General features: G+C 61.6%; 15 protein-coding genes. 3 read left to right on the forward strand and 12 right to left on the reverse strand.

What is annotated here, in order from left to right; genetic code table 11:
• Positions 1-67 precede the first annotated feature (67 nt).
• From prxU to ACESMZ_RS09760, 11 genes are all read right to left on the reverse strand, one after another.
• Positions 68-778, reverse strand: a complete 711-nt coding sequence (gene prxU / locus ACESMZ_RS09710; protein ID WP_372956561.1) for a thioredoxin-dependent peroxiredoxin — start codon at positions 776-778, stop codon at positions 68-70.
• A 214-nt stretch (positions 779-992) separates the two neighbouring features.
• Complete coding sequence (locus ACESMZ_RS09715; protein WP_372956562.1) at positions 993-1,970, reverse strand: NADPH:quinone reductase; 978 nt, start codon at positions 1,968-1,970, stop codon at positions 993-995.
• Positions 1,971-2,077: 107 nt separating this feature from the next.
• Positions 2,078-2,716 (reverse strand): cation transporter, encoded by a 639-nt coding sequence (locus ACESMZ_RS09720; protein WP_372956563.1) that lies wholly within the window; start codon positions 2,714-2,716, stop codon positions 2,078-2,080.
• Between the two features lie 81 nt (positions 2,717-2,797).
• Positions 2,798-3,247, reverse strand: coding sequence for a Cd(II)/Pb(II)-responsive transcriptional regulator (gene cadR / locus ACESMZ_RS09725; protein WP_372956564.1), 450 nt, complete (start codon positions 3,245-3,247; stop codon positions 2,798-2,800).
• An 18-nt stretch (positions 3,248-3,265) separates the two neighbouring features.
• Positions 3,266-4,669, reverse strand: a complete 1,404-nt coding sequence (nhaD, locus tag ACESMZ_RS09730) for a sodium:proton antiporter NhaD (RefSeq protein WP_372956565.1) — start codon at positions 4,667-4,669, stop codon at positions 3,266-3,268.
• 48 nt (positions 4,670-4,717) lie between these two features.
• Positions 4,718-5,056 (reverse strand): hypothetical protein, encoded by a 339-nt coding sequence (locus ACESMZ_RS09735; protein WP_372956566.1) that lies wholly within the window; start codon positions 5,054-5,056, stop codon positions 4,718-4,720.
• A gap of 142 nt (positions 5,057-5,198) precedes the next feature.
• Complete coding sequence (locus tag ACESMZ_RS09740) at positions 5,199-6,563, reverse strand: ATP-binding protein (protein WP_372972528.1); 1,365 nt, start codon at positions 6,561-6,563, stop codon at positions 5,199-5,201.
• A 143-nt stretch (positions 6,564-6,706) separates the two neighbouring features.
• A complete protein-coding gene (locus tag ACESMZ_RS09745; protein WP_372956568.1) occupies positions 6,707-7,315 on the reverse strand; it encodes an SCO family protein in 609 nt (202 codons plus the stop codon).
• Positions 7,312-8,148: a cytochrome c oxidase assembly protein gene (locus ACESMZ_RS09750; RefSeq protein ID WP_372956569.1), complete on the reverse strand. Its 837-nt coding sequence runs from the start codon at positions 8,146-8,148 to the stop codon at positions 7,312-7,314. The genes ACESMZ_RS09745 and ACESMZ_RS09750 overlap by 4 nt, the downstream gene beginning before the upstream one ends.
• Positions 8,149-8,237: 89 nt before the next feature.
• The gene (locus ACESMZ_RS09755) at positions 8,238-9,764 is read right to left on the reverse strand and encodes an FAD-binding domain-containing protein (protein ID WP_372956570.1); all 1,527 of its coding nucleotides are present in this window, start codon (positions 9,762-9,764) and stop codon (positions 8,238-8,240) included.
• Entirely contained in the window at positions 9,761-9,916 is a 156-nt protein-coding gene (locus ACESMZ_RS09760; RefSeq protein ID WP_372956571.1) for a DUF2256 domain-containing protein, read from the reverse strand. Before ACESMZ_RS09760 ends, ACESMZ_RS09755 begins: the two co-directional genes overlap by 4 nt.
• An 80-nt stretch (positions 9,917-9,996) precedes the next feature.
• On the opposite strand from ACESMZ_RS09760, the gene ACESMZ_RS09765 reads away from it, so the two are divergent.
• Complete coding sequence (locus tag ACESMZ_RS09765; RefSeq protein ID WP_372956572.1) at positions 9,997-11,685, forward strand: HAD family hydrolase; 1,689 nt, start codon at positions 9,997-9,999, stop codon at positions 11,683-11,685.
• Positions 11,686-11,695: 10 nt separating this feature from the next.
• On the opposite strand, the gene ACESMZ_RS09770 is transcribed toward ACESMZ_RS09765, so the two are convergent.
• Positions 11,696-13,228, reverse strand: coding sequence for a cryptochrome/photolyase family protein (locus ACESMZ_RS09770; RefSeq protein WP_372956573.1), 1,533 nt, complete (start codon positions 13,226-13,228; stop codon positions 11,696-11,698).
• A gap of 156 nt (positions 13,229-13,384) precedes the next feature.
• Here ACESMZ_RS09770 and hemN point away from each other — a divergent pair, with 156 nt between their 5' ends.
• Positions 13,385-14,797: an oxygen-independent coproporphyrinogen III oxidase gene (gene hemN, locus ACESMZ_RS09775; RefSeq protein WP_372956574.1), complete on the forward strand. Its 1,413-nt coding sequence runs from the start codon at positions 13,385-13,387 to the stop codon at positions 14,795-14,797.
• A gap of 871 nt (positions 14,798-15,668) precedes the next feature.
• A partial coding sequence (locus ACESMZ_RS09780; RefSeq protein ID WP_372972529.1) for a sodium:solute symporter family transporter occupies positions 15,669-16,870 on the forward strand: 1,202 nt, incomplete at its 3' end.

A 16,870-nucleotide genomic window follows, 5' to 3' on the forward strand; every position in this document is an offset into this window, starting at 1 on the left:
TGCCGTTCGGTCAAAAAGAACCCCGTCACCTGGACGGGGTTCGTCGTCGGCTTCAAGGCAGGGCCGATTATTCCATGGAGGGGTCCCACACCTTCCACACATTCCCGACCAGGTCCGGCCCGGGTTTGAGGGTGGTCTTGCCCGGTTCCCAGCCAGCGGGACAGACTTCCTTCGCCTGGGTCGCACGAACATGCTGGTAGGCCTGAATCTGCCGGATGGTTTCGGCCAGTTTACGGCCCACCGGCGGCGTGAGCATCTCCATGGCCTGGATAACACCATCAGGATCGATGATGAACCGGCCACGGAGCTCCACACCCTGATTCTCGTCCCAGCAACCATAGGCACGACCCAGGGCACCGTTCTGATCCGCTACCATCGGGAAGGGTACTTCACCTCCAATCATTTTACTCAACTCGTGCTCATCCCAGATCTTGTGCACGAATTGACTGTCGACACTTACGGAGATAACTTCAACATTCAGGTCCAGAAGCTTCTGATAATTTGCGGCGACCGCCGACACTTCAGTAGCTCAGACGAATGTGAAATCACCCGGATAGAAACAGAGCATCACCCATTTACCGGCATAATCGGAGAGTTTCACGTTGGTGAATCCCCCCTTGTGATAAGCCGGCACGGAGAAGTCGGGGGCTTTTTGCCCGACACGTGCTGTCATCACAGATACCTCTTCTTTCGCAATTGGTTCAGATGCAGCCGGTGACGGGCTGCTTCCGACCGAGCCTGTTGGCCGGTCACATGATGCAGAATCCTGATTTGTCATCAGTTTTCTCTCCCTCAAGTTATGACGGACACGTTCGCCCCGTCATCATCAGCTTAGCTTACGCCACGGAGCTTGTCAGTGAGTTGGGTCAAGGGTGACGACACTTAGCCTTCCTTGCATCGCCGGCGGCCAGTTTTATCTCAGGCGAGATCTATGGAGTCACCGGAGGGGAAAAGCAGCTGTAGCCACCGGAAATCCGGAACCCTGGCCAGGTTCAGGGTAACAGGACCGTCGACCCTGTGGTCTGCCCGCTCGCCAGCGCCTCGTGGGCCTTGGCTGCATCAGTTAACGGGAAACGCTGGTGGATATCTGCCCTGATATCGCCGCTGGCCAGCATTTCGAACAGCTCGCCGCACATGGCCTCGAACCGTGGGCGTGTGTCGGCGTAGCCGGCCAGGCTGGGTCGGGTGACAAACAGGGAGCCTTTCTGGTTGAGAATGCCGATGTTGACGCCGCTCACCGGGCCGGTGGTGTTGCCGAAGCTGACCATCAGGCCGCGCTTCTGCAGGCAATCGAGGGAGGTTTCCCAGGTGTCCTTGCCCACGGAATCATAGACAACCGGCACCATGTCACCCCCGGTCAGTTCCCGCACCCGCTCGACGATGTTTTCTTCCTTGTAGTTGATGGTGGCCCAGGCGCCATGGTCCGTGGCCAGTTTCGCCTTTTCCGGTCCGCTGACGGTGCCGATAAGCTTGACACCCAGGGCCCTGGCCCACTGGCAGGCGATCAGGCCAACGCCACCGGCGGCGGCATGGAACAGGATGGTTTCGCCGGCTTTGACCGGCCAGGTCTGGCGCAGCAGGTATTGCACGGTGAGACCCTTGAGCATGGTGGCGGCAGCGGTCTCGAAGTCCACTGACTCCGGCAACTGCATGGCCTTGTCGGCGGGCAGGACATGCTGCTCGGCGTAGGAGCCCAGCGGTGCCTGGGCGTAGGCGACCCGGTCACCCACTTCAAAACCGGTTACACCTTCACCTACCGCATCCACGACGCCGGCGCCCTCGGTGCCCAGGCCGGAAGGCAGGCCGGGCACCGGGTAGACGCCGGAGCGGAAGTAGATCTCGATATAGTTCAGGCCAATGGCCCGGTTGCTGACCCGGATTTCACCGGGGCCGGGTTCCGGGGTGTCCACGTCAAGGAATTCCAGCACTTCCGGCCCGCCGGTGCGGGAGAATCGAATGGCTTTGGTCATAACCGGGCTCCTTTTTTCTGAGGCTGTTGTTGTTCAGCGTTGCGAAGCTGTTGCAATCATGGCACTGCCTCATCATACGCCAAATCACGGAAGGAGATGGTACCGCTTCAGTGTCGGGGTTGTTGAGCCAGGGCCAGTTGTGCCTCGCTGATATCACTACGGGCGTGGCGAATGACACTGATACCGGAAGTGACCGCCAGGCTGCCGATAATGGCAGCAACAAACAGGTCAGGCCAGGCGGTACCGGTGCCCAGCACACCCAGGGCCGCTACCATGACGGCCACATTGCCGATGGCATCGTTGCGGCTGCACAGCCATACCGAGCGCATGTCGGAGTCGCCGCTGCGGTAGCGGAACAGTATCCAGGCCACGGCGACGTTGGCGGCGAGGGCGAGGAAGCCCACCGCGCCCATGGTGATGGCTTCCGGAGTGATGCCGCTTTGCGCCACCCAGATTGCACGGGCCAGCACCGCCAGGCCGAATACGGTCATGGTGACGCCCTTGACCATGGCGGCTCGCCCGCGCCAGACCATGCCCATGGACAGGACCGACAGCGACAGCAGGTAGTTGGCGCTGTCGCCGAAAAAGTCGATGGCATCGGCCATCAGGGAGACGGAACCGGACTGGAGACTGGCAACCCCCTCCACCAGGAACATGGTGAGGTTCACCCAGAGGGCAATCCAGAGCGCCCGGCGAAATCCCGGGCTGGGCGTTTTGGGTTGCGGTGCGGAGCAACTGCAGGCCATGTCATTCCTCCTTTGATGGTATGAAGCCATTCAAAGGCCTGTAGTTGCTACAGGGTCAAGCCTCCGCCGGCAAGAAAAGTCTCAGTGACCATGGCTGCCGGGAATGTGGTTGCTGTGATGCGGCGGCGGGTCGCTCCCAAGGTCCCGGGTCAGACCGCCAAGAATGCCACATTCAGCTACGGTGCGACCCTCGGAACAGGCTTTTTGCAGGTTGCTGAGGGTTTTTTCCAGTTCCCGCAGTTCCTGCAGCCGGGCCCGGACATGACCCAGGTGGCGGTCGAGCAGGGCGTCGACCTCGCTGCAGTCGGCGTCGGGCTGGTCCGCCAGGCGGACCAGTTCGCGGATTTCCTCCTGGGCCATGTCCAGGTTGCGGCAGCGGCGGATGAATAGCAGCCGGTCGAGGTGAGACTGGCGGTAATGCCGGTAACTGTTGGCTTGCCGGTCGGGGGCCGGAAGCAGGCCGATCTTCTCGTAGTAGCGGATGGTTTCCGCCGGGATACCGGACTGTTCCGCCATTTCGCCGATTTTCATGCCTGCCTCCGCCTTGTCTCAGCCATTTACCAGGAAGTGTACCCAGATACTGGCGCCGTAGCCCAGTGCGATGGCGGGTGTCCACTTCAGGTGGCTGAAAAAGGTGTAATGCCCCCTGGCCTGACCCATCAGTGCCACCCCTGCGGCGGAACCAATGGAGAGCAGGCTGCCGCCGACGCCGGCGGTAAGGGTGACCAGCAGCCATTGCACCTCGGGCATATCGGGATTCATGGTCAGTACGGCGAACATCACCGGGATGTTGTCCACCAGGGATGAAATGACGCCCACCAGGATGTTGGCCACGGTAGGGCCAAGGTCCACATACAGCGTAGTGGACATCAATCCCAGATACCCGATAAAGCCCAGACCGCCAACCGCCAGGATGACACCGTAAAAGAAGAACAGGGTATCCCATTCCGAGCGGGCGATGTGGGCAAACACGTCGAAACTGTGCTCACCGGAACTGTCCCCGGGCGGGGTTTCCGAGGATTCCTGCCACTGATATTCCTCATGGCGCTTGAGGAAATAACCGAAGATCTTCAGGTAGGCCAGTCCCGTCATCATGCCGAACACCGGCGGAATGTGCAGGAACTGGTGGAAGCTGATGGCGGTTGCAATGGTGGCCAGGAACAGGCCGCAAATGACCAGGCCCCCGGGGCGCAGGACCCGGTCGTGGCTCTCCGGGGCCATGGGCTGGCCTTTGGGAAGCGCCATATGCATCAGCAGGGCCGGCACCAGGAAGTTAACCAGGCTGGGCAGGAACAGCTGGAAGAAGTCCTGGAACGGCAGTATGCCTTTCTGCCAGACCATCAGTGTGGTGATGTCGCCGAAGGGGCTGAACGCACCACCGGCATTGGCGCCGACAACAATGTTGATGCAGGCCAGTGACACAAACGCCGGACTGTCCCGACCCACGGCCATGACCACGGCACACATGATCAGTGCGGTGGTCAGGTTGTCCGCCACCGGCGAGATCAGGAACGCCAGGGTGCCGGTGATCCAGAACAGCCGGCGATAGCCGAAGCCCTTGCCCAGCAGCCAGATACGCAGCTGGTCGAAGACGCCCCGCTCCAGCATGGCGTTAATGTAGGTCATGGCCACCAGCAGGAAGAAAAAGAGTTCGGCGTACTCCAGGAAGTTGTGGCGGATGGCTTCCTCCACCTCGCCGGTCACGCCTGCATTGCGATACACAAGGGCCAGCAGGATCCAGATCAGGCCAGCGGCCATCAGCATGGGCTTGGACTTGGCCAGGTGAATTTTCTCTTCCAGCATGACCAGGATGTAGCCGGTCACGAAGATGGCGATGGCCAGGTAGCCCACCGGGTGATGGATAAGGTCCAGTGCACGGCCGGTTTCGGCTGCCCACAGGGAATCGGATACCGACAACAAGGCAGCTGCCGGCAACAACAGGCTTTTTTTCATTAGGTTACTCCGGGGATCGCCCCGATCAATGTTGATGCAAAACAGGATTCAGACGCTGGAGGCGAAGCCGAGTGGTGGCGCCCTGGGCAGGCCGGGGTGGTCGGAGGGGCGGAAGGCTGATGGTGCTGTCCCGCTGGTGATCGTGGTCCGGGCGATGGGAAGCCGGGGTGCACGGCTTGCTGTCGGAGGCGGTCCCACGACATCGGCAGAAGCACCGTCTGCGGACGGGCCGGTGACCAGCAGGCATTCTTCTGCGCAGATGGCCTGGCCGGGGCTCTCTGTGTCGCTGGTCAGGCGGTCCGGAGCATCCCACAATACCATGCCCGACAGCACGAGGAGCGCAGCCAGTTGACACAGAATGGTCGGGGCGGTTTTCGCTGTGGGCACGGGGAGTACCTGATGCAGTGGACATCCGGGCAGGGCAGCAGGGGAGCCGAAAGCCCGGTTCTGGTGGACGCTATATCTATCACACCGCACCGGACCCGCAAAGGGCTATTTCATTATTGCCACGGTATTCCCGCACTGGCTGTTAGTGATGAAGCCCGGATGCCCTCGCGTGGCGGGGGACCGGTGAGCCGGGCAGCGCGGCAATGGCCTCGAGGCCCCCGAGACGACTGCGGTCGAACGCCAGTGACCCGCCGTGGCTGTCAATTACCCGGCGTACGGCAGGCAGCCCCCGGCCGGGTGCCTGGTCCGTCTTGCCCCGGAAGTCTTCCTCGCCCAGGTGTGGCATCAGCTCCGGATCTACCCCGGGGCCGTCATCGGCCACGCCAAACACCAGCATATTGCCCTTGATGGCGAGGAAGATGTTCACCTGGGAGGCTGCCCATTTGCCGGCATTATCCAGCAGTTCCCCAAAGACTTCGGTCAGCTCCGCCTCATGGATGGACCAGGGCGCGTCTTCGGTCACATCGGTGATCAGCTCGAAGTTCACGTCGGGGTAACGGTGACCCAGTATGGCGATCAGCTTGCGGCACTTGCGGGCCGGGAACGCCTCATTCTTGCGGCGCCCGGGCCTCCCCGGGGCCTCGGGCTGCGCGGGGGTATCGCGGGGAGGTTCGGGCACCTCCACACCGGGGTTGCCGGTGGCGTCCCTCCTCTGCGGAGGTACGCTTTTTTCAGGTTCAGGTTCAGGTTCAGGTTCAGGTTCAGGTTCAGGTTCAGGTTCAGCGTCGGGAATGGACGCCTCGGCCTCGGCAAGAGCCTGCTCAAGGTCAGCGTCCAGCTCACTCAGGGAAACTTCCAGGTCCCGTTCATCCGGCCGCTCCCGGGGAGCCGGCTCCGGTGACGGCTCCGGGGTTCGCGGCTGTGGCTGTTTCCGCGGTGCGACCGGCCCGGGTGAACTGACCGGCTCCCGTGGGCGCTCGGTAGCGGCTCGGGGGCGGGGTGGCCGTGGTGGTGGCGGAGAAGGTTGCGCGGGCTCTGGCGGGTGTTCCGGCGCCGGGGCGGATGCCCTGGGCTGCGGCTCTGCGCTTTCATCGTGGCTGGACGTGGCCCCCGCAGGATCTTTCAGGGCTGATTGCAGAATACGGTTCAGCAGCTGGACCAGCGGGTGCATTTCCCGGGGCGCATTCGGCAGATGACTGCGGTGCCCTTTCTGAAAGTCCATCACATCCTGCTGCAGGCTGTGCAGCTGATTACGGAACAGACTCAGGGACAGCAGCGCCGTCACTGAAAGCAGAACCAGGATGCCGAACCCGAGGGCGATCCACGTTAACAGGCCATCCTGCAGGCTGCAGATCCAGGGCGAGAACCCGCGTTCTGTACAGTTGAGCAAGAGGGGGCGATCCAGCCATGGTCCCATCTTGCTGTCTACCACCCAGGCCGCCAGGGTAAAGGTCACGGCAAAGGGTGCCACCATGAGGAACAGGCTGGAGCGGATGGAACGGCTCATAACGGGTACATCTCCCTTACACTTCGGACTTCCCTTGGTTCGGGCGCAGGGGCTCTGGCCCCGAGGGAATATTGTGAACCACCGGAGCCCGGGAGGACATTACGAGTGAGACAGGGTCACGGAACGCGAGCTGCCAAGGCCGCTCAGGAGCGGGCCTCGCGGGCAAGCTGGACCAGGTCTTCGGTAATCTGGTCGGTGGGCAGGTCCGGGCGCAGCAGCAGCCGGGCATTGCCCTCCGGGTCAAAGACATAGATGGCGGCACTGTGGGAAACGTTGTAGTTGCCCCTGTCGTCCGGGTCGTCGTAACCGAAGGTGGTGCGGTAACGCTTGGCCAGTTCGCGCAGGGCAGGCTCGTCTGCCGTCAGGCCCACGGTACGGTCGTAGAAGAAGTTCACATATTCGCCCAGACGCTCAGGGGTGTCCCGTTGCGGGTCGACGCTGACAAACAGGGGCGTGACCTCGTCCTGCAGGTCTTCGGGCATGGCCTTGATGGCATGGGTCAGCTTGGCCAGGGTGGCAGGGCAGACGTCCGGGCAGTTGGTGAACCCGAAAAACATCAGGCGCACCTGGCCCTGGTACTCCTCGGCGGTAACGGTCCGGCCGTCGCTCCGGGTGAGGGTAAACTCCAGGTCCGGCAGCAGGCCGTCGATCTCCTTGGCGTTCCACTGCTGTTCTTCACCCAGACAACCCGACAGCATCAGAACAAGGCCGGTGATCAACAGGGACCGGGTGAAAAGGGTTCGGAATCTCATGGTGTTACTTCCTCCGCAACTTGCCGCCGGGGACGGGGACGGTCATCCCGCATGGCCCGGCCGATGAGAATCAGAATACCCACCACGCTCATCATGGCGGCCGGAATCCAGGTCAGAATGCCCCCGATCAGCTGGTCATCCGCTGGTGACATGGGCCAGGCACGGCCACAAACCTCATACACGTCGTAGACCATGCCCCGGTTGAACACGATCCAGGCCCCCAGCACCATCTGGGGTACGGCCACCATCACCAGCAGCAGGATGCGTTTGCCGTACCCCAGCGACGGGGTGTCGTGGGGGGAGCGGGAATCGAAAATCAGCCACCAGAACAGCAAGCCGTCCAGCAGCATGCTCCAGTTCATGACCCAGTACAGGTCGCGGCTGAGCATGGCATCAAAATGAATGGGTGGCCACAGCCAGAAGTACACAAGTCCCGCAAACAGGAAGGCGGCGATAAAGGGCTGTTGCAGCGTGTTGTAACCCCATCGGATGGGCAGGGCCCAGGCGCCCATGGCGGGTGCCAGCTGTCGGTGCCAGAAGCGCAGAATCGGCAAGGGGTTGGACAGAGCGATCAGCATGGGGCCAAGGTGATGAAGAATCAGGTGCTGGCCCCGGTGTATAAAGAACATGAATGAGGCGTAGTAGTCGAACCAGGTCTGCATCACCGCATAGCAAAGCAGAAGGCCCAGGAAGAACGCAAAGATGCGTACCGGGCCGGGCTTTTCCTCGCCGGGAAGGGCCCGCAGCGCAACGATATAGCCGCTGGCCACCAGCAGGTACGCCAGTATGGTCAATGGCGAGAAATCGTAGGGCAGCAGCAGATTCCAGTTCATGGATGAAGCTCGGGTGTTTGGCCTGTTGTTATTGGAATGCCTCAGGTCTCCGAGAATAGCAACATAGACTGACCAGCGGAACCCCGCTGTCAGAACAGGGTAAGTTGCTGATCATCCGGGGCGGAACTGTTTGTACCGGCACGGGCACGGTGCTGCCGCCGCCGGCTGCCGTGGCGGGCCAGGACGCGGTCAGTTTCACCGGTGTTTACCCGATGGCGGATAAATTCGCCCATGGCCTGCCGCGCCTCACGGGCGGCCTGCTCGTGGTCACAGACCGGCTCGATGTACTGGTCGCCCCCGAACCGCTGCTTCTGGCTGAAGGTCATCTGCCAGGGGGTATGAATGAACTCATCCGGTACCCCTTCCAGTTCCGGCAGCCAGCGGCGGATAAATGCCCCCTCGGGGTCCAGTTTGCGGCTCTGGAGCACCGGATTGTAGATACGCAGGGCATTGATGCCCGTAAGACCGGACTGCATCTGGGCCTGGGGGTAATGGATGCCCGGTTCGAAGTCTGTGAACAATCGCGCCAGGTGCAGGGCCGGCTCGCGCCAGTGCAGCCATAACTGATAGCTGGCAATGGCCATGAGCATGGCCCGCATGCGGAAGTTGATCCAGCCGGTGTGGTGCAGCGCCCGCATACAGGCGTCCACCAGCGGCCAGCCGGTCTGGCCCTGCTGCCATCGCTGCAGTCGCTCGGAGTCATCCGGGCCTGCCTTGAGCTGCTCCATGTCCCGGTGCAGGGCGCGGAATTCCAGCTCCGGTTCGTCCTCCAGTTTCTGGATAAAGTGGCAATGCCAGTGCAGGCGGGAGCGAAAGCTGGTTAGGCTGCGTTGCTTGCGGGGCAGGCTGCTCTGATGATCCCCCATCGCCCGGGCCTGCTGGTAGACCTGTCGCAGGCTGACCGTGCCATAGGCCAGGTGTGGGCTCAGGCGGGAGCATGCCCTGGGGGCAGTATTGGGGCTGGAGATCTTGTATTGGTAACCGGCAACCCGCCGGTCCAGGAACGACGCCAGCAATTTCTCGCCATGGCCGCTACCGCCGGCCTGGCGGTCCGGACTGGGCATGCCGTGGGAGATATCGGGCATGGAGAGGGTGGCGATATCCGGCCAGTCCTGGAACCGGTCTGCCGGCATGGGCAGGTGTTCCGGCGGCGACAGCACCGGAGCGGTCATCAGGGACTGCCAGCGGGTATCCCATTCGTCCCTGTCCGGCAGCTCGCGTACCACGCCGAACTGTTGCCACTCCCGGTACTCGGTGCCATGGCTGCGACACCAGCCCAGTACCGCCCGGTCCCGGTCAAACGTCCACTGGCCGCCGGTTTCCTGGTGGCAGAATATGCGTCCGATGCCGTAGTGGGCGTGCAGGGTACCCAGCACATCGAGCACATCACCATGGATGACCAGCAGGCGACTGCCGACCTTGCGCAGCTGACGGTCCAGGTCTTCCAGGGATTCGCGGATAAACCCCCAGTGACGCTCGCTGGTATCCGGCAGTTGCCAGTACCCGGGTTCCACCACGTACAGGGGAATGACGGGCCGGCCGCGTTCGGCGGCGGCTATCAGCGGGGCATGGTCCCGGGTGCGCAGGTCACGCTTGAACCAGACAACCGTTGTCATTGGGTGGGTGCTCCAGGGTTTTGCCGGTTACGTCGACAGCGTTCGCTGCAGTAGCGAACCCGGGGCCAGTCGCGGGCCCACTTCCGGCGCCAGCTGAATGGTCGCTGGCAAACGGCGCAGGTCTTGCTGGGTAAGCGGCTTTTTTTGTGCATCGTGATGGTTTGGGTTTTACTGAGAGACAACAAACCCTTACGTTCGGTTCCCGGAAACGGGTCTGCAAGGAGATGCCTCAATGGCGCGATTCAGTGACTGCCTGCCACCGCCTTCCGTTATGGTCTTTGACTGGCACGGCACCCTGGTGGATACCCATGATGCCATGTTCAGCGCCATGGAAGACATGCTGCCCCAGCTGGAGGATCTGGGCCTGGTGGAGCGGCTGCTGCCGGAGGATCAGTGCCGTACGTCCGATGATGCCCGGTTGGTGCGCTATATCCGCATCTTCCGTCGTCTGCACCCGCGCATCCTGGCGGAACGTCGTGTCAGCCGCACCGATATTTTCAATGCCATCTTCGGTGACGACCGGGAAGCGAAGCTCGTTGCCCACAAGGCCTACAACGACTGCTATCGCAAGTATTTCGGCCAGGTGAAGCCCTTCCAGCCGGGCGCCTATGAGTACCTGTCTGCCCTTAAGGTCATGGGTATCCGCTTGGCGGTGTCCACCAACCGCAACCGGGAATTCCTGGACAAGGAACTGCAGACGGTAGACGAAGGCCGTTGGGCAAACCTGTTCGATGCCACGGTCTGTGCCGATGATGTAACCGAATACAAGCCGGACCCCCAGGTGATTCTCAAGGCGCTGGAAAAGCTGGACCTGCCGGCGGACGAACGGGCCTGGTACGTGGGTGACAGCTATGTGGACATGCTCACCGCCAACAAGGCCGGTGTCTCCGGCGTGTTCTATAACGGCGCCGCCTGGGAGCCGGGGCGCATTGACAGCTGGTTCAGCCACCGGGATGCGCCGGCGGCCATCCTGGACAGCTTCGAGGACCTGATGGACCTGCTGGCCCTGCTGGAACGCAGTCACCCGGAAGCCTTCTCGGTTATCCCTGCCGAAGCCCGGCCGCGGCCGTTCCCGCCCCCCGAGCGTCCGGAGCCCCGCATCGAACCGGACTGGCACCCGGCGGTGGTCAGGCTGATCCGCCCGGCAGTGGTGCTGTTCGACTGGCACGCCACCCTGGTGGATACCCTGGACGCCATGTACCACGCGGTGGATGACATGCTGCCGGAGTTCAGTGAACTGGGCCTGATGGAGCGAATGCTGGCGCCGGAAGACAGCAAGACGCCGGATGACGCACGGCTGGTAGCCTATGTGCGGGAATTTGCCCGTCTGCACCCGAAGGTGCGGGCGGACCGCAAGATCTCCCGAACTGACATCTTCGAAGTTCTGTTTGGTGACGACGAGGAAGCCAAGCAGGTGGCCCACAAGGCATTCAACCGCCATTACCGGGAACACTACGGCACGGTCAAGGCCTTTGAGCCCCGGGTGAGGGATGTGCTGAACGGCCTGCGGCGGCTGAATATCCAGGTGGGGGTGATTACCAACCGGGACCGGGAGTTCTTCGAGCACGAGCTGGCAGCGGTGGAGGGTACCGGCTGGACGGAGCTGTTCGACGTGGATGTGTGCGGTGACGATACCCCGCTGCGCAAACCGCATCCCGATCAGTTGTTGCTGGCGATCCAGAAGCTGGACTACCCGCCGGACCCCAGTGTCTGGTATGTGGGGGACAGCACCACGGATGTGATCGCCGCCAAGCGGGCCGGACTTACCTCCGTGTTTTTCAACGGTGCCCAGTGGGACCTGCCCTGGCTTAACAAGATCTTCCCGGGCACCCACAAGCACCCGGACAAGCCGGATGTGGTGGTCAACGATTTTTCGGAATTCTGGGCCCTTGTGCTGGCCTGCGAAGAGGGCCCGCCCTGACCGGGCTTCCTTAAAGTTCGTCCAGGTGGTCCAGTAACCAGTTGGCTCGCTCCAGGGTGGCGTTGCGGTGGTCCGGGTCTTGCCGTTGCCAGTTCCGGTACATCATCACCATGCGTGGATTGCGGCTGAAATCGTCCTTGTGGCGGTCCAGGAAGTGCCAGTAAAGGGCGTTGAACGGACAGGCGTCCTCTTCCGAGGTGTGGTTGACGTTGTACCGGCACTGACCGCAGTAGTCGGACATACGATGGATATACTTGCCGCTGGCGGCGTAGGGCTTGGAACCCAGGTAGCCACCGTCCGCGTGCATCACCATGCCGAGCGTGTTGGGCAGCTCCACCCAGTCGTAGGCGTCGGCATAGACCGCCAGGTACCAGTCGCAGATGTCCTCCGGTTTGATGCCGGCGAGCAGGGCGAAATTGCCGGTGACCATCAGCCGTTGAATATGGTGCGCATAGCCGTTGCGCCGGGTGCTGTCGATGGTCCGGTGCAGGCAGTGCATGCCGGTTTCACCGCTCCAGTAGAACCAGGGCAGGGAGCGGTCATTGTCCAGGCGGTTTTCACTGGCATACTCCGGCATTTTCAGCCAGTAGATACCCCGCACAAACTCCCGCCAACCGATAATCTGGCGGATAAAACCCTCCACCGCATTGAGTGGTGCCTGCCCCGCATACCAGGCCCGTTCGGCGGCTTCACACACTTCCATGGGGTCCAGCAGACCGCAGTTCAGGTAGGGTGACAGGATAGCGTGGAACAGCCAGTCCTCCTGGTCCGCCATGGCATCCTGGTAGTCACCGAAGCAGGGCAGGGCGAAGTCGATAAAGTGATCCAGGGCTTCCCGGGCCCTGTCAGCGGTGACGGCAAAGTGAAAGTCATCGGTGGTGCCGAAATGGTCCCTGAAGTGTCCGTCGACCAACGTTATCACCTCCCGGGTGATGTCGTCCGGCTCCACCCGGAAAGGCGCCGGGGCCGGCGGCTGGCCCTTCCACTTGCGCCGGTTGTCGGCGTCGTAGTTCCAGTGGCCACCTTCCGGCTCGTCGCCCGGTGTCATGAGCAGGCCGGTCTTGCGGCGCATCTCCCGGTAGAAAAACTCCATGCGCAGCTGTTTGCGTCCTTCAGCCCAGCGGGCGAACACTGCCTTGCCGGCGATAAAGCGACTGTCCGGACGGATTTCCACGGGCACGCCGAGTGCATCGAACCACTTGCGAATCTGGTTGTCCAGCCGCCACTCCCCGCATTCGGTGATCACGAGTTTATCCGGGCTGAGGGACAATACCTGTTCCTGTACAACCGACAGCAGATCCTTGTGGGGTGAATCGGGGTCATACCGGTAGTAGGCAACCTGCCACCCTTTACCCGTCAGCTCCCTGGCAAAGTGGCGCATGGCGCTGAAAACCAGCACCAGCTTCTTTTTGTGGTGGTTAGTGTAACTGGCCTCATCGTGTACTTCGGCCATGACAATGCGGTCGGTGGCGGGATCGGCTCCCTCCAGGGCCGAGAGGTGGTGACTGAGCTGGTCACCGAGTATCAGGATCAGGTTGGCCATGGTGCTATTCCTTAAGTGATACCCGAAGTACGCCATCAGCCCGAGGGTGGTTCAGCACCGCGTGCCCTATAATGAACCTGATGTCGGTCAATATGCCGCCCAGCCGGTTGTCCTACACTGGCCGACCACCATGCACCCGTCAGATCGAGTATTGCCATGCCCGCTTCCCCGGCCACTGCCGAATCCGTTCTTCCCGAGTTTATCTGGGACGAGGCCCTCATCCGCCGCTATGACCTGAGCGGCCCCCGCTACACGTCATACCCCACGGCGGTGGAGTTCACGCCGGACTTCCGGGTGGACGATATGGTGAAGGCGGCCGGTCGCAGCAAGGCAACGGGCGGCCCGGTGTCGCTGTACACCCACCTGCCGTTCTGTGCACACCTTTGCTATTACTGCGCCTGCAACAAGGTCATCACCAAGAAGCGGGACAAGGCCATGCCCTATGTGGAGCGTGTGCTGAAGGAGGCGGCTATCCAGTCAAAGCTGTTCGGTGCTGACCGCCCGGTCCAGCAACTGCATTGGGGCGGCGGTACCCCCACCTTCCTGCCAAAGGATGTGATGGAGCACCTGATGGCCGGTTACGGCGAGCTGTTCAACCTGCAGTCCGGTGATGAGCGGGACTACAGCGTGGAGATCGACCCCCGGGAAGTGGACGAAGACACCCTGCCGACCTTGTGGAAGCTGGGCTTCAACCGCATCAGCCTGGGCGTGCAGGACGTGAATCCTGTGGTACAGAAGGCGGTCAACCGCATCCAGCCCCGGGAGATGACCGAGGGCGTGCTGAACGAGGCCCGCCGCATCGGCTTCCGGTCCATCAACCTGGACCTGATCTACGGACTGCCTCACCAGACCCCGGAAAGCTTCGCCGAGACCCTGGAGTCGGTGATCGAGATGTCGCCGGACCGTCTCTCTGTGTTCAGCTACGCCCACCTGCCGGACCGGTTCTATCCCCAGACCCGGATCCAGGGGGATACGCTGCCCAGCCCACAGCAGAAGCTGACCATTCTCCACAACACCATCAACCGTCTGCTGGAGGCCGGTTACGAGTACATCGGCATGGACCACTTCGCCAAGCCGGATGACTCCCTGGCGGTGGCCCAGCGGGAAGGTCGGCTGCACCGGAACTTCCAGGGCTACACCACCCATTCGGACTGCGACCTGGTGTCTCTTGGTGTGTCAGCGATTGGCCAGACCGATGATGCCTACTTCCAGAACAACCATGACCTGCCGGCCTGGGAGCAGGCCATCGATGAGGGTCAGCTGGCTACCATTCGCGGCGTCGGCCTGACCCGGGACGATCAGATCCGCCGCTGGGTAATCGGTCAGCTGATCTGCCAGTTCCGCCTTGACCGGGAGCAGTTCCAGGCCGCCTGGGGTGCCGACTTTGACGGCTACTTTGCCGATGAACTGCGACGCCTGAAGCCGATGATTCAGGATGAACTGATCGGAGATGATGGCCGTGTTCTGCAGGTCCAGCCCGCCGGCCGGCTGCTGATCCGGGCGATCTGCCAGATTTTCGATCTCTATCGGAAGGAAGGGGCTTCTCAGCGGTTTTCCCGGATTATCTGATTTCGGCTTCAGCGTTGGGTTCAGTTGCCTGTGGGCTATGGAGTTTGGGTTTGTAGCCTGAGGGTTTGGGGGGCGGTGTAAGGCTGGGGGAGGTCTTTCGCCGCCGCGTTGGAGGGGCGTCCTGCCACCCCAACGCTTCCGCGACATCCATGTCGCTGCTCTGAAAGACCTCCCCCATCCTCACACTCGTGACTTTCTCGATATCTCAACGGTTACTGTTAGCTCCGATTTTGGTTAACCGGGCGAAGGTACCGAATACCCTTATTTCCGTTATTCCTTGCCGGCGACCAGCAGGCAGTCTGACGGTGATGGGGTAAGGGCGCTTTTGGAGCTGCGACAGGGACGTCGCTTTAGCAAGGCGGCCCATGGACGGGCCGTGAATTGCGGCGTAAAAAGCGCCCTTGCCCCAGCGCCAGCCCCCAACCCCAGACCGCAAACTCCAATAGCTGGCTTCCAGCATTGACCTCAGTCGAACACTAATATTACGCCCACTAAACACTGGACTCTGTCCCGGTTATCTCGTATGGTCTGCCGCTCCCTCATTCTGACCCCGGATTTCTGACTGAAAACCGGCGATTTGTCAGATTTTCGCATCCAAAAGCTTGAACACTGCACGGCACAACGCTGCGCCGGCCAGTTCAGTATTCGATTTTGAGGAGTGCAAATATCATGACGTCTAAAGAACTGTGTGAGCTGCTGCCACACCTGAGCTTCCCTTAGCCTCGCTGAAACCGGGCTGGAAAAGCCCACCCTGCCCGTTGCCCTCAAGGCAAAACCCCACGCGGGAACCCCAGACCCCTGTTCCTGGCGGCCGTCAGCTATCGGCCCGGTCCCGGCAGGATACCTGTGTTTCAGAAAAAGAGGCCCTGATTTGAACGAGAACGGATTTACCCAGTTTTCAACACTTACCGTGTTGTTATTGCTTGCTGCCTTCTACGGTGGCACCTACCTGCTGACCCTGCTGATCCGCAAGGACAAAGAGGACACTTCCGGCTTCATGGTGGCGGGGCACCACGTTGGTTATGGCATGGGCGCGGCGAGCATGACCGCTACCTGGATCTGGGCCGCGTCCTTTTACGCCGCGGCCACATCCGGCTACACCTACGGCGTTTCCGGTCCCATCCACTACGGGCTCTGGGGGGCGCTGATGATCCTGTTTATCTACCCTTTCGGCCGTCGCTTCCGCAAGCTGGCGCCCAATGGTCATACCCTGGGTGAACTGATCCACGCCCGCCACGGCGCGTCCAGCCAGCTGATCCTGGCTGGCTCCAATATCCTCGGCAGCGTCATCAGCCTGATGGTGAACTTCACCGCGGCCGGTGCCCTGGTATCAGTACTCTCGCCCCTGTCGTTCGAGGTGGGCGTCATGGTTGCCGGTATCGGCGTGCTTGCCTACACCCTGACGTCCGGCTTCCGGGCGTCCGTGTTTACCGACTTTGCCCAGCTGGTGGCGCTGATGGCTATCGCCATTATTATCATCCCGGCGGTGCTGTTCGCGGCCGGTGGCCCTTCGGTCATGGTGGAGGGACTCAGTCGACTGACGGACGAGCAGGCAAACCTGTTTTCCATGGAGGCGATACTGCACCAGGGCGCCCCCTTCTTTGTGGCGGTACTGGCCTACGCCATCGGTAACCAGACCATTTCCCAGCGGTTGTTTGCCGTACGTGAGAAAAACATCAAGTCCACCTTTGTCACGGCCACCATTGGCTATGGTGCCATCGTTATCGGCCTCGGCATGATTGGGCTTATGGCGCTGTCCGTTGGCATGGAGCCCATTGATGGCAAGATGAACAACCTGATCCCGCAGATGGTATCCACCTACCTGTCGCCGGTGTTTGTGGCCCTGTTCTTTATCCTGGTGATTGGTTCGCTGTCCTCCACCGCAGACTCTGACCTGTCAGCGCTCTCCACCATCATGATGGCGGACGTCTACGGCAAGAACATCGCTGGTGACGAGCCCAGCCCCCGCATCATGATGATGGTGGGCCGTATCACCATGATTGTGGCTACCGTTGCCGGGCTGATCTTTGCCAGCTTCTCGCTGGATATCCTGGTGATGCTGGTGTTCGTGGG

This window comes from Marinobacter sp. (genome assembly GCF_041690615.1).
Taxonomy (GTDB): Bacteria; Pseudomonadota; Gammaproteobacteria; order Pseudomonadales; family Oleiphilaceae; genus Marinobacter.

What these genes read in the sequence shown, in the direction of transcription:
- ACESMZ_RS09715 (WP_372956562.1), bottom strand. Translation starts at nt 1,970, where the DNA reads ATGACCAAAGCCATTCGATTCTCCCGCACCGGCGGGCCGGAAGTGCTG.
- ACESMZ_RS09720 (WP_372956563.1), bottom strand. Translation starts at nt 2,716, where the DNA reads ATGGCCTGCAGTTGCTCCGCACCGCAACCCAAAACGCCCAGCCCGGGA.
- cadR (WP_372956564.1), bottom strand. Translation starts at nt 3,247, where the DNA reads ATGAAAATCGGCGAAATGGCGGAACAGTCCGGTATCCCGGCGGAAACC.
- nhaD (WP_372956565.1), bottom strand. Translation starts at nt 4,669, where the DNA reads ATGAAAAAAAGCCTGTTGTTGCCGGCAGCTGCCTTGTTGTCGGTATCC.
- ACESMZ_RS09740 (WP_372972528.1), bottom strand. Translation starts at nt 6,563, where the DNA reads ATGAGCCGTTCCATCCGCTCCAGCCTGTTCCTCATGGTGGCACCCTTT.
- ACESMZ_RS09745 (WP_372956568.1), bottom strand. Translation starts at nt 7,315, where the DNA reads ATGAGATTCCGAACCCTTTTCACCCGGTCCCTGTTGATCACCGGCCTT.
- ACESMZ_RS09750 (WP_372956569.1), bottom strand. Translation starts at nt 8,148, where the DNA reads ATGAACTGGAATCTGCTGCTGCCCTACGATTTCTCGCCATTGACCATA.
- ACESMZ_RS09755 (WP_372956570.1), bottom strand. Translation starts at nt 9,764, where the DNA reads ATGACAACGGTTGTCTGGTTCAAGCGTGACCTGCGCACCCGGGACCAT.
- ACESMZ_RS09760 (WP_372956571.1), bottom strand. Translation starts at nt 9,916, where the DNA reads ATGCACAAAAAAAGCCGCTTACCCAGCAAGACCTGCGCCGTTTGCCAG.
- ACESMZ_RS09765 (WP_372956572.1), top strand. Translation starts at nt 9,997, where the DNA reads ATGGCGCGATTCAGTGACTGCCTGCCACCGCCTTCCGTTATGGTCTTT.
- ACESMZ_RS09770 (WP_372956573.1), bottom strand. Translation starts at nt 13,228, where the DNA reads ATGGCCAACCTGATCCTGATACTCGGTGACCAGCTCAGTCACCACCTC.
- hemN (WP_372956574.1), top strand. Translation starts at nt 13,385, where the DNA reads ATGCCCGCTTCCCCGGCCACTGCCGAATCCGTTCTTCCCGAGTTTATC.